This window comes from Amycolatopsis sp. 3B14 (genome assembly GCF_050958625.1).
Lineage (GTDB): Bacteria > Actinomycetota > Actinomycetes > Mycobacteriales > Pseudonocardiaceae > Amycolatopsis_E > Amycolatopsis_E thermoflava.
The window spans coordinates 117,056-134,941 of record NZ_JBHZEN010000039.1; the positions used below are offsets into that span (position 1 = coordinate 117,056).

Consider the following 17,886-nt stretch of genomic DNA (forward strand, 5'->3'; position numbering starts at 1 on the left):
GGGCGCCGGCCCGGCCGTCACCGCGGCCGGCCCGGCACGCCCGGCCGCCGCTGCCACGGGCGCGGCCCGTCGAGGGGCCGGTACTCCACGCCGAGGGCGTCCAGCCGCGGCAGGTGGTGTTCGGCCAGTCGCGTGTGGAACTCCGCGTGGTCGCGGTCGGGCGGGCTCCACACGACCTCGGCGAAGGCGCACAGCCGCGGGAAGGTCGCGTAGTCGACGCGCCGCACCGAGTCCAGGTGCTCGGTCCACACCTGCGCCTGCGCCCCGAGCACCCCGGGCGGCGGCTCCCAGCGGTGGACGTCGGCCAGGGTCCGCACGAACCCGACGGGGACGGGCTCGTCGTCGCCGGCGGCCTGCCGGTGGTCGAGGTACACCGCCTGCTCCGGGCACGCGACGACCTGGCAGCCCGCCTCGATCGCCCGCGCCACCTGGGTTTCGTCGCGCCACGCGCCGATCACGGTGCCGGCGGGCAGGGCGGCCCCGGTGTCCAGCACCTCGTCCCAGGCGTGCGCCCGCCGCCCGCGCGCGTGCAGGTGCTCGATCATCCGCGCGGTGAACTTGCCGTGCTCGGGTGAGGCGCCCGGCGCCTCGTCGCCGCCGACGCCGATCACCTCGGACGGGAAGATGTCCAGCACCTCGTCGAACACCGCGCGGAAGAACTCCACTGTGGACTCCGACGGGTCCAGCAGGTCGGTGCTGACGCCCCACGACGTCCACACGTCGAGCTCGCGCCCGCCGCCCAGCTCCGGGTACGCGGCGATCGCCGCGCGGGAGTGGCCGGGCACGTCGATCTCGGGCACCACCGTGATCGCCCGCGCCGCCGCGTACGCGACGATCTCCCGCAGGTCGTCGCCGGTGTAGAACCCGCCGTGCGGCCGCCCGTCGCGCTCCGGGCCGTCGTGGCGGCCGACCATCGACTCCCGCCGCCACGACCCCACCTCGGTCAGCCGCGGGAACGCCGGGATCTCCACGCGCCAGCCCTGGTCGTCGGTGAGGTGCAGGTGCAGCACGTTCAGCTTGTGCGCGGCGAGCAGGTCGGCGAACCGCAGCACCTCGGACTTGGTGCGGAAGTGCCGCGCCACGTCGAGCAGGCAGCCGCGCCAGGCGAACCGCGGGTGGTCCAGCACCGTCCCGCACGCCAGCTCGGCCGTCCCGCGCAGCGGCACGGCGCGGAACGCGTCCGGCCCGATCAGCTGCCGCAGCGTCTGCCGCGCGTAGAACTCGCCCGCCGCGTCCGGCGCCTCGATCAGCACCCCGTCCGGCCGGATCGTGAGCCGGTAGCCCTCGGCGGGCAGGTCCGCCGCCCGCACCTCGACCGGCGCCGGCCACCGGCACGTTCCGGGCGCGGGGGTGACCGACACCGGCCGGGGGAGCAGCGCGGTCAGCGGGATCACCCCTTCACCGCCCCGGCCATACCGCCGACCAGCCTGCGCTGCACGAGCACGAAGAACACCAGCACCGGCACGGTCATCAGCGTCGAGGACGCCATGATCGCGCCCCAGTCGTTCTCCTCCGGTTTGAAGAACACCAGGATCGCCTGCGGCAGCGTCTGGTTCTCCGAGCGGGAGATGATGAACGTCTTGGCGAACAGGAAGTCGTTCCACGCGTGGATGAACGACAGCACGCTCGTCGCCACGAGGCCGGGCGCCACGAGCGGGAACAGGATCTGCCACACGAACCGGAGCCGGCTCGCCCCGTCCACCTTCGCCGCCTCCTCGAGTTCGGCGGGCACCGCGGCGACGAAGCCACGCAGCATCCAGATCGCGAACGGCAGGCTGAACGCCAGGTGCACCAGCACCAGCGAGCCCAGCTCGTTGAGCCCGAACGCGGGCGCCACCTGCCCGACCGAGCGCATCAGGAAGAACAGCGGAATCGTCAGCGCCTCCACCGGCACCATCTGCGCGACCAGGAGCATCACGAGCAGCACCGTGCGGCCGCGGAATCTGAACCGGGTCAGCGCCACCGCGGCCAGGAAGGCGAACAGCAGCGACAGCAGCACCACGACGAGCGCGACCACCAGACTGTTGAGGAAGTACCGGCCGAACCCGGACACCGTCAGCACCCGCTGGAAGGAGTCCAGCGACGGCGCGAACGTCCACGGCGCGGCCGACTGCACCTCGCCCGGCGGCTTCAGCGCGGTCAGCACCATCCAGTACAGCGGGAACGCGACCACGGCGGCGGCGAGCACGGTGACGATCTCGGCGAACGTGCGGCCCGGCTTCCGCACCAGCGTCGTCATGCCAGCCCCGCACGCTGAGACCGGACGTACAGCCCGGTGACGGACAGCAGCAGCACGGTCATCACCACCCCGATCGCCGCGCCGAGGCCGTAGCGCGAACCGGCGAAGGCTTGCTGGTAGGCGTAGACGTTGAGCACCAGGTTCCGTCCCGCGACGCCACCGCCGCTGGTCATCACGTAGATCTGCGTGAACACCTTGAAGTCCCAGATGATCGACTGCACAGTCGCGATCAGCAGCATCGGCCGCACCATCGGCAGCAGCACCGAGGTCGTCGTCCGCCACGCGCCCGCACCGTCCAAAGTGGCCGCCTCGACCACCTCGGCGGGCACCGCGCGGATCCCGGCGTACATGGTCACCAGGACGAACGGGAACGAGCACCAGATCACCTCCAGCGCCACCAGGCCGAACGCGCTGGTGGTGCCGAAGGTCCAGGAGTGCCCGGCCATGCCGCCGAACCCGAGCGACGCCAGCGCCTCGTTGACCAGGCCGAAATCGGCGTCGAAGAGGAACAGCCAGATGTATGACCCGGCCACCGCGGGGGTGGCCCACGCGCCGAGCGCGGCCAGGAACAGCAGTGTGCGGGGCACCGCGCGGACCTTGCTCGCCAGCACCGCGAGCCCGGTGCCCGCCACCAGGCTGCCCACCACGCACACCGCCGCGAACACGACGGTCTTGGCGAGCACGGTCCAGAACGTGGCGCTGCCGAGCAGTTCCGCGTAGTTGGCCAGCCCGAGGAACCGCAGCGGCGCGTTGCCCGCCGCCTCGGCCTGGCCGTAGTCGTAGAACGAGATGACGACGAGCTGGTAGATCGGGTAGGCCAGCACCACCAGCAGCAGGATCGCGGCGGGGGCGAGGTAGCGGCCGGCGGCGGGACCGTCCCCGCGCCTGCGGCGGCGCGGGGACGGTGCGGGTGGCGCGGCCGGCGCCTCGGGTGCCAGCAGGTTCGGTGTCGCCACGTCAGCCGCCGAAGGCCTGGTTCATCGCCTCGTTCGCGGCCGCGAGCGCGGCGTCCGGGCTCTTCTCCCCGGTCGCGATCTGCTGCACCGCGGTCGGCAGCACGCCCTGCGCGTCGATGCGCGACCAGGCCGGGCTGGACGGCACGAACTTCGTGCCCGCCTTGAGCGTCGCCACGAACGGCTCCAGGAACGGGTCGCTCGCCGCCACCTGGTTCTGCACCGCGGTCAGCGTCGGCAGGTTGCCCATCGCCTCGTACATCCGCGCCTGGTACTTCGCCCCGGCGAGCAGTTCGGCGAACTCGGTGGCCAGGCTGCGGTGGGTGGTCGCGCGGAACACGCCGAGCAGGTTGCCGCCGGCGAACGCGGGCGCGACCGACCCCGGCTGGGTGCCGGGCAGCGGCACGACCGCGTACTTGCCCCGCACCGCGCCGGCTTCCACCGCCTTGCGGTTGAAGTCGCCGCCGATCGTCATCGCGGCCTTGCCCCCGGCGAACGCCTGCACGCTCTGGGTGCCGGTGGAGTTCGCGCACTGCTCCGGCGGGCAGATGCCGGGGCTGATCAGGCTCGCGTAGGCGCTGACCCCGGCCGCGGTGGCGGGCGAGGTGAGGTCGCCGCGCCAGGCGCCGCCGGTGTTCCGGGCGACCTCGCCGCCGTGTGCCCACACGAACGGCAGCAGCGCGTAGGCGTACTTGCCGCCGACCGAGATGCCGTACAGCTCGGGCCGCGCGGCGCGGATCGCGCGGGCGGTCTCGGTGAGCTCGGCCAGCGTCGTCGGCGGGCGCAGGCCCAGCTCGGCGAACACGTCGGTGCGGTAGTAGAGCGCCCGGATGCCGGTGTACCAGGGGATGCCGTAGGTCTTGCCGTCCGCCTTCGCGGTGTCCAGGACGCTCGCCTGCAGCCCGGCGCCCTCCGGCCAGGCGCGGATGTCCTCGGTGAGGTCGGCCAGCGCGCCCGTCTGCGCGTAGCTCGCGACGTCGGTGTTGCCGAACTCGGCGACGTCCGGGGCGCTGGCGGGATCGTTGAAGGCGCCGGAGAACCGGTCCGCGCGGCCTTCCACCGGGATCCACTGGACGTCCACCTTGACGCCGGCGTGCGCGGCTTCGAACTCCGCGACCGCGTCCTTCACAACCGCTTCCTTGGGTGCGCGGTTGGCCTCGTCGAACAGCCAGACCCGCAGGGTTCCGGTCTTCTCGTCACCACCGGGCCCGGCCGGCCCGGTCTGGGCCGGCGCGCAGGCCGCGGCGGTGGCCACGACCGCGAGCGCGGCGAGGGTACGACGGATTCTCAACGCAGCCTCCGTTGCGTGTCACGCAATGTGCGTTTCGCTATTGGCAACAGAGCCTAAATCGGACGTTCACTCGCCACAAGGGTCTAGACCATTACCACTGCGTAACTCCCTCAGCGGAACAGCACGGTGGCGACCTCGGGCACCGCCAGTTCGCCCTGTGCCGCGCCGAGCCGTCCGGTCGCCGGATCCGCGGCAGCCAGGTGACCGTGCCGGAACGCTGGTCCGACACAAACAGCCGGCGCGCGGACGCGTCGAAGGTGAAATGACGCGGCCAGTTCCCACCCGCCGGCGCGGCCTGCACCGGCGTGAGCGCGCGACCGGTGCGCAGCGCCGCGATCGTGTTCGCGCCGCGCACCGACACGTACACGAACCGGCCGTCCGGGAACACCGCGATCTCCCCGGGGTAGTCCTGGTCCCGCACGCCTACCGGCACCGCGTCCGCGAGCCGGACCTCGCCACGCACCGGGTCCCATGTGCCCGGCAGTGACCGTGCCCTCCTCGGTCTCGTTGGTCGCGTACAGCACCTTCCGGTCGGCCGACAACGCGAACCACGACGCGGCGGGCACACCCGGCACGGTGAACCAGCGTCGCAGGCCCGCATCGCCCGCCAGCGCGACCTCCGGACCGGCGGCGTAACCGCCCACGAACGCCTACACGATCGCCATCAGGATCGCGGCCATCGCGAACCCCGACACGGACAGGATGGTTTCCAGGACGGTCCAGGTCTTGAGCGTTTCCCCGACGGTCAGCCCGAAGTACCGCGACACGATCCAGAATCCGCCGTCGTTGACGTGTGAGGCGATGATCGACCCGGCGGCGATCGCGACCACGATCAGTGCCAGCTGCGCCTGCGAGTACCCGGCGTCGGCCAGGCTCGGCGCGATGATGCCGCCGGTGGTCACGATCGCGACCGTCGCCGAACCCTGCGCGAGCCGCAGCCCGCAGCTGATCACGTAGGCGGCCGCGATCACCGGCAGGCCACCGGCCTGCAGCGAGTCGGCCACCGCCTTGCCGATCCCGGTCGCCGACAGCACCGCGCCGAAGAACGCGCCCGCGCCCACCACCAGCAGCAGCATCGCCACCGGGCGCAGCGCCGCGGCCGACAGCGCGGACAGCTCCTTGCCGGTCATCCCGCGGCGTGTGCCCAGCAGCCAGGACGCGAGCAGCACGGCGATCGTGAGCGCCACCGCCGGCGTGCCGACGAACGCCGCCACCCCCGCGGCCGCGGAGTTCTTCGGCAGCCAGATGCTGCCGAACGTGCCGGCCAGGATCAGCACCAGCGGCACCGCGATGATGGCCGACACCAGTCCCAGCGACGGCCCGGATCCGTCCTCGCCGTCGTCGTCGACGATCATCTCGGCGGGCACCTCGATGTTCATCCGCTTGCCGATCCACGACGGGAACACCACGCCGGCGAGGAACCACGCGGGCAGACCGCACACCGCGCCCATCAGGATGATCCAGCCGAGGTCGACGTGCAGCAGCCCGGCCGCGGCCACGGGGCCAGGGTGCGGCGGGATGAACGCGTGCGTCATGGACAGCCCGGCCAGCAGCGGCAGGCAGTACAGCAGCAGCGACCGGCCGCCCTGCCGCGCGGCGACGTACACCAGCGGCGCCAGCACGAAGATGCCGATGTCGAAGAACACCGGGACCCCGAAGATCAGGCCGGCCAGGCCCATCGCCAGCGGCGCGCGCTTCTCGCCGAAGGCCCGCAGCAGCGCGCCGGTCAGCACCCGCGCACCGCCGGACTTCTCCAGGATCGCGCCGAGCAGCGTGCCCAGCCCGATGATCGCGGCGATGTGCCCGAGGATCCCGCCGAAACCCTTTTCCAGCAACGAGTCCGACGTCTTCTGCGCGGTGCCGACGATCGTGCCGACCGGCAGCCCGGCCGCCAGCGCGGTGAGCAGCCCGACGATGATCAGGGCGATGAACGGTTCGGTCTTGAACCGGATGATCATGACCAGCAGGACGGCGATCGACACCGCCGCGAGCGTGAGCAGCCCGCCGGTGGAGTGCTGCAGCCAGTCGATCAAGCGGACCTCCTGAGTGAACGGCCGGCGAGCGCGCCGGTGGGCCTGCCGTCGTCGATGGCCGCGACGCCGTTGACGAAGACGTAGGGGATGCCCGCGGCCTGCTGCCGCGGGTTGTCGAAGGTTGCCGTGTCGGCCACGGTGTCCGGGTCGAACAGCACCAGGTCGGCGGCGTACCCCGGCTTCACCAGCCCGCGGTCGGTCAGCCGCAGCCGGCGCGCGGCCCGCCCGGTCAGGTGCGCCACGCAGTCGGCGAGGTCGAGCACGCCCAGTTCCCGCACGTACCGCGCGAGGTAGCGGGGGAAGGTGCCCCAGGCCCGCGGGTGCGGGCGGTCGCCGACCAGCAGGCCGTCGCTGCCCCCGGTGTGGGTGCGGTGCCGCATGATCGCCTGCACGTTCTCCTCGTGTCCGACGTGCATCAGGCACGACGTGCCGAGCCGCTCGGAGACCAGCACGTCGAAGTACAGCCGCGCGGCGGGCACCCCGGCACGGCGGGCGGACTCGGCGACCGAAAGCCCGACCAGGTGGGCGTTCTCGGCCTTGCGCACGCCGTTGATCTCGATGCACTCCCAGTCGATCGGCACGCCGTGCGCGCCGTCGGAACCGGTTTCCTCGATCTCGGCGCGGATCCGCTCCCGCGTCCCCGGATCGGCGAGCCGCGCGAGTGTCGCGTCGATCCCGCCCTCGGCCGCCCAGCTCGGCAGCAGCGCGGACAGGTAGGTCGCGCCGGGCAGGTACGGGTAGGTGTCGAGGGTGATGTCGGCGCCGTCGTCGAGCGCGGCGTCCAGCAGCCGCAGCAGATCCGGCGCGCGGCCCTTGTTGACGGAGAAGTTCATCGTCGCGTGCGCGAGGTGCAGTGGGCACTTCGCGCGGCGGCACACCTCGACCATCTCCGCGAACGCCTCCAGCGCGCCCGCGCCGTAGCTGCGGTGGTGCGGGCTGTAGTAGCCGCCGCGCGCCCCCACCACCTCGCACAGCGCGACCAGTTCGTCGTCACTGGCGTACATGCCCGGGGTGTAGGTCAGGCCCGAGGACATGCCGACCGCGCCCTCGTCCAGGCCCGTCGCGACCAGCTCGCGCATCCGGTCCAGTTCGGACTCCGTGGCAGGCCGGTCGTCGAACCCGACGGCGAGCATCCGGACGGTGCCCTGCGGGACCAGGTAGGCCGCGTTGACGGCGACGCCCCGGTCGAGCCGGTCCAGGTACTCGCCGACCGAGCGCCAGTTCCAGTCGAACCCGGGCGGGTCGTCGTTCCAGCCGGCGAGCTGCTCGCGCAGCGCGGCCAGCGTGGCGTCGTCGACCGGGGCGTAGGACAGCCCGTCCTGGCCAAGCACCTCGGTGGTCACGCCCTGGGACACCTTCGCCAGGTGATCCGGCGCGGCGAGCAGCTGCAGGTCGGAGTGCGAGTGCATGTCGACGAAACCGGGCGCGAGCACCAGCCCGTCCGCATCGATCACCCGCGTGCCCGTCAGGCCTGGGCCGATGTCCGCGATCCGGCCGCTCTCGACGCCGACGTCGGCCGTGAACAGGGGAGCGCCGGTGCCGTCGGCGATCCGCGCGCCACGCAGAACGAGGTCCATAGTGGACTCCTAGAAGTAGGTGCGGACGAAGTCCACGACGGTGTCGCCCTCGACCACCGGCAGCAGCGGCCACTTGTCGAACACGGTGCACGGGTGGGACAGGCCGAGCCCGACCCAGTCGCCGACCCGCAGCGGCGAATCCGGTGGCAGCGCGACGAAGGCGTGCTGGTCGTTGAGCGCGGTGACGGTGTGGCCGGCCAGCTTCGCCGCCGGTTCACCGGGACGCCGGTGCCACTGCGGCTCGGGCAGGCCCTCGTCGAAGGAGGCGTCCCGCTTGCCCAGCGTCAGCAGGGCGAGGTCGTCGGTCGGACGCGAGGTGACCTGGGCCCAGGCGCGCAGCGCGGAGCGCAACCGCGGGGTCCCGTCGATGCGCGGCTGCTCGCCGAGCGGGGAGATGCCGCGGTAGAAGCCGTCGTCGTGGGTCAGGTAGGCGCCGCTGCGCAGGACCGGCACCACCGGCAGGCCGTCCCAGTCCCCGGTGAGTGCGGCGGCGACCTGGTCGAAGTAGGCGCTGCCGCCAGCCGTGACGATCACCTGGTCCAGCCCGGCGAACAGGCCGCGCCGGCCGATCGCGAGGGTGAGCTCGCGCAGGCGCCCGAGGTAGGTGTCGACCGTTCGCCGCGACTCCGGGCCCGGGTCGTGGGCCAGCGCGCCCTCGTAGCCGCCGGTGCCTGCCAGCCGCAGGGCCGGGGTCGCGTGGGCGGCTTCGGCGATCGCCAGCGCGGTGTCCAGGTCGCGCGCGCCGGTGCGCCCGCCGTCGCCGCCCAGTTCGACCAGCACGTCGACCTGGCGGCGCGTCCCGCGCAGCGCTTCGGTCATCAGCTCGACCGACGCGACCGAGTCGACCCAGCAGCTGAACTCGAACTCCGGGTGCGCGTCCAGTTCCGCGCCGAGCCAGCGCAGCGCGGCGGGGTCGACGAGCTGGTTGGCCAGCAGGACCCGGGACACGCCGAAGGCGCGGTAGATCCGCAGCTGGCTCGCGTTGGCCGCGGTGATGCCCCACGCGCCGTGCTCCGCCTGCCGCGCGAACAGCTGCGGCGCCATCGTGGTCTTGCCGTGCGGCGCGAGCCGGACGCCGGCCTGGGCGCACCACTCCGCCATGGTCCGCAGGTTGTGCTCCAGCGCGTCCGCCTCCAGCACCACCACCGGCCCGACGAAACCGCCGCTGAACAGGCCGGGCCGGCGCGCGGCGGCCTCGGCGAGGGTGAGCCCCCAGAGGTCGGCGGGGAGGGATTTGAACCGCCAGTCGAGCCGTTCGCCCGCGATCGCCGCCAGCGCGGCCGGGTCGAGGGTGCAGTCGGAGGAAGCCATTCGAACTCCGTTGCGTGTTGTGCAACGCACGTTGCGCAAAATGAATGCGATAGGTGTAGCATCCGGGTCGTGGCAGGTCAATGGAGCGAACGTGAGCCAGAGTCTTGATCGCGGGCTGAGCCTGCTGACCGCGCTCGCCGGCGGCGCGAGCACCCTGGACGAGCTCGCCGACGCGCTCGGCGTGCACAAGTCGACGGTGCTGCGGCTGCTGCGCACCCTGGAAGCGCAGCACTTCGTGCAGCGCGAGGGCGCGCGGCACTACCGGCTCGGCAGCGCCCTGTTCGACCTGGCGAACCGCGCGCTGGAGGGCCGGGACGTGCGGCGCGAGTCCGCGCCCGCGCTGGCCGCGCTCAACGACCGCACCGGGCACACCGTGCACCTGGCCACCTACGAGGACGGCGAAGTCGTCTACGTGGACAAGTACGAGGGCAGGCACAGTGTGCGGATGTACTCGCGCGTGGGCAAGCGCGCGCCACTGCACTGCACGGCGGTCGGCAAGGTCCTGGTGGCCGCCCTGCCGGAGGCCCAGCGGGAGAAGGTCGCGCGCGGCCTGGACTACCCGCGGCTGACCGCGAACACGATCACCACGGCCGAGCAGTACCTGGCCGAGCTCGCGCGGGTCGCGGAGCGTGGGTACGCGGTGGACAACGCCGAGCACGAGGACTTCATCCACTGCGTGGCCGCGCCGGTGCGCGGCCCGGGCGGGGCGGTGCTCGCGGCGGTGTCCCTGTCGGTGCCGAAGGTGCTGCTGGACTACGACGGCCTGCTGGCGCTGCTGCCGGACCTGCGGGCCGCCGCCGAGGACGCGTCCACCCACAACGGGTGGACCCGATGAGGAAGGAACTCCTACATGGCGAAGGTCGCGATCACCACGGAGAACGCCCCCAAGGCCGCGGCGAACTACTCGCCGGCTGTGCGCAAGGGCAACATCCTCCAGCTGGCCGGGCAGGTCGCGTTCGACCCGAAGACCGGTGAGGTCGTCGGCGACTCCGTGGGTGAGCAGACGCGCCAGGTGTTCCGCAACCTGGAGGCGGTGCTCACCGAGGCCGGCGCCGGCTGGGAGGACGTCGTGATGGTGCGCGCGTACCTCACCGACACCGGCCACTTCGCCGAGTTCAACGAGGTCTACAACCAGCTCATCCCCGAGCCGTACCCGGCGCGCACCACGGTGTACGTCGGGCTGCCGAAGGGCCTGCTGGTGGAGATCGACCTGCTGGCAGTGGTGGACTGATTTCCCGGCCGCTTCGAGGCCGATGTGAAAACGCCCGGCAGGGAGTCCCTGCCGGGCGTTTCCGCCGACGTTGTCGTTCTGCGGGCCGTCGCGTCAGTAGACGGGGCCGGTGTACTTCTCGCCCGGACCCTCGCCCGGCGCGTCCGGCACGGCCGAGGCCTCCCGGAACGCCTTCTGCAGCGACTGCAGCCCGTCCCGCAGGGGAGCGGCGTGCACGCCGAGGTACTCGGCCGAGGCGGTGACCAGGCCGGCCAGCGCGGTGATCAGCCTGCGGGCCTCGTCGAGGTCGCGGTGCGGGCTGGTGTCCGGGTCCTCGTCGGCGAGCCCGAGCCGCTCGGCCGCCGCGGACAGCAGCATCACCGCGGCCCTGCTGATGACCTCGACACTGGGGATGTCCTGCAGGTCGCGGACGGGCGGGGAAATATCGCCCGGGTCGGGCGCGTTGGAACCATCGTCAAGCACGTCTGGTACCCTTCCACGTGCGACCAGTCCCCGAGGAATCGGGGGCGGCAAGTGGAGCCCCGCTCCCACCCGAGTCGCCGCACGAGGCGGCCGGGTCCGGTCCCGCCAACGGGCGTTGCCCGTGGCGGCGGAACGTTCGTCGTAGCCGTCGGACGTGATCGGAAAGCAGGGCCCCGCATCCTGGCCAGCAGGCCTGGGACGGGGCCCGTGGTATGTGGGCACCAGGTCGAGCAGGCTAGACAACACACCTCGGACCAAGGAGGCCACATCAGCGCCGAGACACGCATCAACGAACGCATCCGCGTTCCCGAGGTCCGGCTCGTCGGACCGAACGGCGAACAGGTCGGCATCGTCCGGATCGAGGATGCGCTCAGGCTCGCCCAGGAAGCGGATCTCGACCTCGTCGAGGTCGCCCCGCAGGCGCGCCCGCCGGTCTGCAAGCTCATGGACTTCGGCAAGTTCAAGTACGAGAGCGCGCAGAAGGCCCGCGAGTCACGCCGTAACCAGCAGCTCACCGTCATCAAAGAGCAGAAGCTGCGCCCGAAGATCGACCAGCACGACTACGAGACGAAGAAGGGGCACGTGTCCCGCTTCCTCGCCGCGGGGAACAAGGTCAAGGTGACCATCATGTTCCGCGGTCGTGAGCAGTCGAGGCCGGAGCTGGGTTTCCGGCTGCTGCAGAAGCTCTCCGAGGACGTTGCCGAGCTCGGTTACGTGGAGGCGTCCCCGAAGCAGGACGGCCGCAACATGATCATGGTGCTGGCGCCGCACAAGAACGCCAAGCCCAAGCAGAAGGCCGCCAAGGAACCCGTCGACTCCTGACGGGCGCCGCGACCGACGCAGTTCGCAGCACACCGGATCTCCGGTGTGCTGCACCATGAAAGAGAGCACTCAATGCCGAAGATGAAGACGCACAGCGGGACCTCGAAGCGGATTCGGGTCACCGGCAGCGGCAAGCTTCGCCGCCAGAAGGCCGGCCGCCGCCACCTGATGGAGAAGAAGTCGAGCCGCGTCACCCGCCGCCTGGAGGGCACCGGCGAGGTCGCCAAGAACGACGTCGGCCGGGTCAAGCGGCTCCTCGGCCGCTGACGCCTCTCCTCTTCCGCCGTAAACCCCCCGGGGCGCCGACCGCGCCCCCTGAGATCGACAGGACGGACCCGTGGCACGCGTCAAGCGGGCGGTCAACGCCCAGAAGAAGCGTCGCGCAACTCTCGAACTGGCCAGCGGTTACCGCGGCCAGCGCTCGCGGCTGTACCGCAAGGCGAAGGAGCAGATGCTCCACTCGCTCAACTACGCCTACCGGGACCGCCGTGCCCGCAAGGGTGACTTCCGCCAGCTGTGGATCACCCGCATCAACGCGGCCGCCCGCCAGAACGGCGTGACCTACAACCGCTTCATCCAGGGCCTCAAGGCCGCTGGTGTCGAGGTCGACCGCAAGATCCTCGCCGACCTCGCCGTCAACGACCCCGCGGCGTTCACCGCGCTGGCCGAGCTGGCGAAGCAGAACGTGACGACCGGGCCGAGCGACGAGAAGAAGTCGGCCTGAGCGAGCACACCGATCTGACCCGGCCCGGGGCGGCTCCGTTCACCGAACGGACCCCCCGGGTCGTTGCTGCGCGGCGCCTGACGCGCCGCGCCGAGCGGGACAAGACCGGCCGGTTCCTCGCCGAAGGCGCCAACGCCGTCGGCGCGGCACTGGCCCGCGATCCCGGCACGGTGCACGAGCTGTTCGTCACCGACCGCGCCGCGCAGGCTCACCCGGAGCTGGTCGCTTCCGCGGCCGAAGCGGGCGTGCGGGTCTCGCCGATCACCGACCGCGCCGCGGCCGGGCTGTCGGAAACCGTGACGCCGCAAGGGATCGTCGCCGTCTGCGCACTGCTCGACCGGCCCCTCGACGGGCTCCTCGGCAGCACCGCCCGGCTGGTCGCCGTGCTCGACGGCGTGGCCGACCCCGGCAACGCGGGCACCGTCATCCGGGTCGCCGACGCAGCGGGCGCCGACGCGGTCATCCTCACCGGCGACAGCGTCGACCCGCACAACGGCAAGTGCGTCCGCGCCTCCGCGGGCAGTCTCTTCCACCTCCCTCTCGCGCGGGTGCGCGACACCGCCACGGCGCTCGCCGCCTGCCGCGAGGCCGGGCTGCGCCTGCTCGGCGCCCACGGCTACGCCGAGACCGAGCTGGGATCGGTCGACGCCGCCGCTCCCACCGCCTGGGTCTTCGGCAACGAGGCGCACGGGCTCTCGCCCGAGGTCCTCGCCGCCGTCGACCTGCCGGTGCGGATTCCGCTCTATGGCGCGGCGGAGAGCCTCAACCTGGCCACGGCGGCCGCCGTGTGCCTCTACACCAGCGCGATGGCGGCCCGTCGTCCGGCCGGGTGACGCGCCGGTCCCGGATCGCGATCGCCTAGAATCCACCGGTAATCGTCACGTGTGCGTGTCGCACGGCGGATCCCGTCCAGCGGACACCGAGGAGTTATGTCCGGAGCCACCGAGAAGCAGGACCCGACCCCGGCCGAGGCCACCTCGCCCGAGACCCTGGGGGCGGCGGTGAAGCACGCCGAGGCCGAGTTCCAGGCCGCAGGCGATCTGGACGCCCTGGCCGCGGTGAAGCCGGCCCACCTGGGGGACCACTCGCCGCTGATGCTCGCCCGCCGCGCCATCGGCTCCCTGTCCAAGCAGGAGAAGGCCGAGGTCGGCAAGCGGGTCAACGAGGCGCGCCAGGCCATCCAGGGCGCGTTCGACGCCCGGCGGGCCACGCTGCTGGCCGAGCGGGACGAGCGCGTCCTGCGCGAGGAGGCCGTCGACGTCACGCTGCCCTGGGACCGGATCCCGCGCGGCGCCCGGCACCCGCTCACGACCGTGAGCGAGCGGATCGCCGACGTCTTCGTCGCCATGGGCTGGGAGGTCGCCGAAGGCCCCGAGCTGGAAGCCGAGTGGTTCAACTTCGACGCCCTCAACTTCGCCAAGGACCACCCCGCCCGGCAGATGCAGGACACCTTCTACGCCGGTGAGCCGGGCTCCGGCCTGGTGCTGCGCACGCACACCTCCCCGGTGCAGGCCCGCACGCTGCTGCACCGCGACCTGCCGGTGTACGTCGTCTGCCCCGGCCGCACCTACCGGACCGACGAGCTGGACGCCACCCACACCCCGGTGTTCTCGCAGGTCGAGGGCCTCGCGGTGGACAAGGGCATCACCATGGCCCACCTCAAGGGCACCCTGGACGCGTTCGCCCGCGCGATGTTCGGCGAGAAGTCCAAGACCAGGCTGCGCCCGCACTTCTTCCCGTTCACCGAGCCCTCCGCCGAGGTCGACGTCTGGTTCGAGGAGAAGGCGGGCGGCCCCGGCTGGGTCGAGTGGGGCGGTTGCGGCATGGTGCACCCGAACGTGCTGCGTGCCTGCGGCGTCGACCCGGACGTCTACTCCGGCTTCGCGTTCGGCATGGGAATCGAACGGACCCTGCAGTTCCGCAACGGCATCCCCGACATGCGCGACATCGTCGAGGGCGATGTCCGCTTCACCCTTCCCTTCGGAACGGAGGCCTAAGTGCGAGTCCCCGTCAGCTGGCTGCTCGAGCATCTGGATGCCGGCGAGGTCGGACCGCAGGAGCTGGCCGAGGCCTTCGTCCGCATCGGCATCGAGGTCGACGAGGTCCGGCCGCTGGACCAGGTCACCGGGCCGCTGGTGGTCGGCCGCGTCGCCGAGATCGAGGAGCTGACCGGCTTCAAGAAGCCGATCCGGTTCTGCCGGGTCGACGTCGGCGAGGAGGCCTCCGAGGACGAGCCCGCCGACGACGAGGGCCCCTCCGGCATCCGCACCCGCGGCATCGTCTGTGGCGCCACCAACTTCGCCGAGGGCGACCTGGTCGTCGTGGCGCTGCCCGGCACGGTGCTGCCCGGGCCGTTCGAGATCGCCTCGCGCAAGACCTACGGCCGCGTCAGCGACGGCATGATCTGCTCCGCCCGCGAGCTGGGCCTGGGCGACGACCACACCGGCATCCTGGTGCTCCCGCCCTCGACGGCCAGCCCCGGCGACTCCGGCCACGAGGTGCTCGGCCTCGGCGACACCGTCCTGGAGCTCACGCCGACCCCGGACCGCGGCTACGCCCTGTCGGTCCGCGGGCTGGCGCGCGAGCTGGCCGCCGCGCTGGACGTGCCCTTCGGCGACCCGGCCGCGCTCGACCTGCCCCCGGCCGAGGGCGAGGCGTGGCCGGTCGAGATCGAGGACCCCACCGGCTGTGACCGGTTCGTGGTGCGCCGGGTGACCAGCCTGGACGCCGGCGCCCCGACCCCGTGGTGGATGCGCCGCCGGCTGCTGCTCGCCGGGATCCGGTCGATCTCGCTGGCCGTGGACGTCACCAACTACGTCATGCTCGAGCTGGGTCAGCCGCTGCACGCGTGGGACACCGCGTCGCTGCAGGGCGGTCTGGTCGTCCGCCGCGCGAAGCCGGGGGAGAAGCTCACCACCCTCGACGACGTGGAACGCACGCTCGACGCCGACGACGTCGTGATCGCCGACGAGCGCGGCCCGGTGTCGCTGGCGGGCACGATGGGCGGCGCGAGCACCGAGATCAGCACCGAGAGCACCGACGTCCTGATCGAGGGCGCCCACTGGGACCCGCCGTCGATCAGCCGCACCGCGCGGCGCCACAAGCTGTTCTCCGAGGCCGCGAAGCGGTTCGAGCGGTTCACCGATCCGCAGGTCTGCGCCGCGGCGGTGGAGCGGGCCTCCCGCCTGCTGCGCACCTACGGCGACGGCAGCATCCAGCCCGGCCGCACCGACGTCGGCTCCGTCGAGCCGCCGTCGCCCATCACGATGCCGATCAGCCTGCCCGACCAGATCGCCGGCGTGCGCTACGAGCGTGGCGTCACCGTCCGGCGGCTGAACCAGGTCGGCTGCAAGGTCACGGTCGGCGCGGGTGACGACGGTGTCGCGACGGTGACCGCGACGCCGCCGAGCTGGCGTGGCGACCTGAAGCAGCCGGCCGACCTCGTCGAGGAGGTGCTGCGGCTCGAGGGTTACGACAGCATCCCGTCGGTGCTGCCCACCGCCCCCGCCGGCACCGGTCTGACCGCCGCGCAGCGACGCCGCCGCACCGTGTCGCGCGCGCTGGCCGAGGCGGGTTACGTCGAGGTCCAGCCGTTCCCGTTCGTGGGCGAGACGGTGTGGGACGCGTTCGGCCTGCCCGCCGACGACGTGCGCCGCAAGACGGTGCAGGTGCAGAACCCGCTGGAGGCGGACAAGGACCGGCTGGCGACGACCCTGCTGCCCGGTCTGCTGGAGACGTTGCAGCGCAACGCTTCGCGGGGCTTCAAGGACCTCGCGTTGTTCCACATCGGACAGGTCGTGCTGCCCGGCGCGAGCCCCGTCCCGATGCCGGAGCTCGGGGTCGGCGGACGCCCGTCGGACGAGGACCTGGCGCAGCTGGAGGCGGCGGTGCCCGCCCAGCCGCAACACGTCGCCGTGGTGCTGGCCGGCCAGCGCGAGCAGGCCGGCTGGTGGGGCAAGGGCGAGCAGGCCGGGTGGGCCGACGCCGTCCAGGCCGCGCGCCTTGTCGGCCAGGCCGCCGGCGTCGAGCTGCGGGTGCGCAACGCCGAGCTCGCGCCGTGGCACCCCGGCCGCTGCGCCGAGCTGCTCGTCGGCGACTGGCCGGTGGGGCACGCCGGTGAGCTGCACCCCAAGGTGATCGAGGCGCTCGGCCTGCCCAAGCGGACCGTGGCGATGGAACTGGACCTGGACGCGATCCCGCTGCAGGACCGCAGGCCGGCCCCGGTGATCTCGCCGTACCCGCCGGTGCTGCTCGATGTCGCGCTGGTCGTGGACGCGAAGGTGCCCGCCGCGGATCTCGCCGAGGCCCTGGTGGCCGGCGGCGGCGACCTGCTCGAGGACACCTCGCTGTTCGACGTCTACACCGGCGACCAGGTGGGCGAGGGCAAGCGGTCGCTGGCCTACAAGCTGCGCTTCCGCGCCCCGGACCGCACGCTCACCGTGGAGGAGGCGACGCAGGCGCGCGACGCCGCCGTCGCCGAAGCCGCCTCGCGCTACGGCGCGGAGCTGCGCGCCTAGGGCTGTCCACCGCCGAGGTGTTTGAGCGCTTCCCGCACTGACAACGGCGACAGTGCGGGATGCGCCTCGACGAAGGCGCGCACCCAGTCCGGCTCCGTGCGCGCGTAGTCGCGCAACGCCCAGCCGATTCCCTTGCGCAGGAAGAAGTCCCGGTCGTCCTGGTTGGCCTCGATCGCCGCGGTCAGCAGGTCGCGGTCGGTGTCCGCCTTGGCGGTCACCTGGCAGATCACCGCCGTCCGGCGCCGCCACCGGTCCTCGTCGTGCGCCCAGCGCCGCAGCACCGGTGTCATCCGCTCCCGGTCGGCCCGCAGGAGCGACCCGACGCGGTGGATGGCGACGTCGTCCACGTAGTCCCACCACGCTCCCGTGACGATCATCTCCTCGTAGAGCGGCATCAGCGAGTGGTCCTGCCACCGCGCGTAGGCCCGGTGCCCGGTGAGGTCGATCGCCAGGTAACGCTCCTCCCGGAACGCGGCCTCCCGCCACAGCGCCAGGACCGCCGCGACGAACGATTCCCGGTCCGGCAGCGGGTGTTCGCCGAACACGCGCCGCGCCAGCTTGACCCGCTCCGGTTTGTACACGCCCCGGAAGTCCATCGCGGACTTCAGGTACCGGCGCATGTGCGCCGCCCGCACCGGATCGGCCAGCTCCGCCAGCCCCGAGCGCGCCGCCCGGACCAGTTCGTCCGCTTCGTCCATCCGCAGTTCCTTCCCCGTCGGGTGGCAT

18 protein-coding genes are annotated in these 17,886 nt (G+C 72.4%); 8 read left to right on the plus strand and 10 right to left on the minus strand.

Annotated features, from left to right (window positions below; all coding sequences use genetic code 11):
• Nucleotides 1-17 precede the first annotated feature (17 nt).
• The 8 genes from ACCP09_RS22030 to ACCP09_RS22065 form a co-directional block, all read right to left on the minus strand.
• Nucleotides 18-1,394, minus strand: a complete 1,377-nt coding sequence (locus ACCP09_RS22030; RefSeq protein WP_433749609.1) for a beta-N-acetylhexosaminidase — start codon at nucleotides 1,392-1,394, stop codon at nucleotides 18-20.
• Nucleotides 1,391-2,239, minus strand: coding sequence for a carbohydrate ABC transporter permease (locus tag ACCP09_RS22035; RefSeq protein ID WP_431902335.1), 849 nt, complete (start codon nucleotides 2,237-2,239; stop codon nucleotides 1,391-1,393). Before ACCP09_RS22035 ends, ACCP09_RS22030 begins: the two co-directional genes overlap by 4 nt.
• Entirely contained in the window at nucleotides 2,236-3,195 is a 960-nt protein-coding gene (locus tag ACCP09_RS22040; protein WP_027930676.1) for a carbohydrate ABC transporter permease, read from the minus strand. The genes ACCP09_RS22035 and ACCP09_RS22040 overlap by 4 nt, the downstream gene beginning before the upstream one ends.
• Before the next feature lies 1 nt (nucleotide 3,196).
• A complete protein-coding gene (locus tag ACCP09_RS22045; RefSeq protein WP_433749614.1) occupies nucleotides 3,197-4,483 on the minus strand; it encodes an extracellular solute-binding protein in 1,287 nt (428 codons plus the stop codon).
• Between the two features lie 91 nt (nucleotides 4,484-4,574).
• Nucleotides 4,575-4,946 (minus strand): lactonase family protein, encoded by a 372-nt coding sequence (locus ACCP09_RS22050; RefSeq protein ID WP_433749617.1) that lies wholly within the window; start codon nucleotides 4,944-4,946, stop codon nucleotides 4,575-4,577.
• 187 nt (nucleotides 4,947-5,133) lie between these two features.
• Nucleotides 5,134-6,516, minus strand: a complete 1,383-nt coding sequence (locus tag ACCP09_RS22055; protein WP_378364172.1) for a GntP family permease — start codon at nucleotides 6,514-6,516, stop codon at nucleotides 5,134-5,136.
• Entirely contained in the window at nucleotides 6,513-8,093 is a 1,581-nt protein-coding gene (locus ACCP09_RS22060) for an N-acyl-D-amino-acid deacylase family protein (protein ID WP_378336009.1), read from the minus strand. The genes ACCP09_RS22055 and ACCP09_RS22060 overlap by 4 nt, the downstream gene beginning before the upstream one ends.
• Before the next feature lie 9 nt (nucleotides 8,094-8,102).
• Complete coding sequence (locus tag ACCP09_RS22065) at nucleotides 8,103-9,404, minus strand: amino acid deaminase (protein WP_433749622.1); 1,302 nt, start codon at nucleotides 9,402-9,404, stop codon at nucleotides 8,103-8,105.
• A 91-nt stretch (nucleotides 9,405-9,495) separates the two neighbouring features.
• Between ACCP09_RS22065 and ACCP09_RS22070 the strand changes: the two genes are divergently transcribed.
• Nucleotides 9,496-10,239 (plus strand): IclR family transcriptional regulator, encoded by a 744-nt coding sequence (locus tag ACCP09_RS22070; protein ID WP_123682626.1) that lies wholly within the window; start codon nucleotides 9,496-9,498, stop codon nucleotides 10,237-10,239.
• 15 nt (nucleotides 10,240-10,254) lie between these two features.
• Nucleotides 10,255-10,635 (plus strand): RidA family protein, encoded by a 381-nt coding sequence (locus ACCP09_RS22075; RefSeq protein ID WP_017981977.1) that lies wholly within the window; start codon nucleotides 10,255-10,257, stop codon nucleotides 10,633-10,635.
• A 93-nt stretch (nucleotides 10,636-10,728) separates the two neighbouring features.
• Here ACCP09_RS22075 and ACCP09_RS22080 read toward each other — a convergent pair whose 3' ends face one another.
• On the minus strand, nucleotides 10,729-11,097 hold the full coding sequence (locus ACCP09_RS22080) for a DUF1844 domain-containing protein (RefSeq protein ID WP_027930669.1): 369 nt from the start codon (nucleotides 11,095-11,097) through the stop codon (nucleotides 10,729-10,731).
• A gap of 207 nt (nucleotides 11,098-11,304) precedes the next feature.
• On the opposite strand from ACCP09_RS22080, the gene infC reads away from it, so the two are divergent.
• The 6 genes from infC (at nucleotide 11,305) to pheT (ending at nucleotide 17,160) form a co-directional block, all read left to right on the plus strand.
• On the plus strand, nucleotides 11,305-11,919 hold the full coding sequence (infC, locus tag ACCP09_RS22085) for a translation initiation factor IF-3 (protein WP_017981979.1): 615 nt from the start codon (nucleotides 11,305-11,307) through the stop codon (nucleotides 11,917-11,919).
• Between the two features lie 72 nt (nucleotides 11,920-11,991).
• On the plus strand, nucleotides 11,992-12,186 hold the full coding sequence (gene rpmI, locus ACCP09_RS22090) for a 50S ribosomal protein L35 (RefSeq protein WP_020420415.1): 195 nt from the start codon (nucleotides 11,992-11,994) through the stop codon (nucleotides 12,184-12,186).
• 70 nt (nucleotides 12,187-12,256) lie between these two features.
• Entirely contained in the window at nucleotides 12,257-12,643 is a 387-nt protein-coding gene (gene rplT / locus ACCP09_RS22095; RefSeq protein ID WP_017981981.1) for a 50S ribosomal protein L20, read from the plus strand.
• Nucleotides 12,644-12,657: 14 nt separating this feature from the next.
• Entirely contained in the window at nucleotides 12,658-13,476 is an 819-nt protein-coding gene (locus tag ACCP09_RS22100; RefSeq protein WP_084022827.1) for a TrmH family RNA methyltransferase, read from the plus strand.
• Between the two features lie 96 nt (nucleotides 13,477-13,572).
• Nucleotides 13,573-14,640, plus strand: coding sequence for a phenylalanine--tRNA ligase subunit alpha (gene pheS / locus ACCP09_RS22105; protein WP_027930667.1), 1,068 nt, complete (start codon nucleotides 13,573-13,575; stop codon nucleotides 14,638-14,640).
• Nucleotides 14,641-17,160: a phenylalanine--tRNA ligase subunit beta gene (gene pheT, locus ACCP09_RS22110; RefSeq protein WP_123682623.1), complete on the plus strand. Its 2,520-nt coding sequence runs from the start codon at nucleotides 14,641-14,643 to the stop codon at nucleotides 17,158-17,160. It begins immediately after the preceding gene.
• On the opposite strand, the gene ACCP09_RS22115 is transcribed toward pheT, so the two are convergent.
• On the minus strand, nucleotides 17,157-17,858 hold the full coding sequence (locus ACCP09_RS22115) for a DNA alkylation repair protein (protein ID WP_433749630.1): 702 nt from the start codon (nucleotides 17,856-17,858) through the stop codon (nucleotides 17,157-17,159). The two genes, pheT and ACCP09_RS22115, sit on opposite strands and share 4 nt — an antisense overlap.
• Nucleotides 17,859-17,886: the final 28 nt, after the last annotated feature.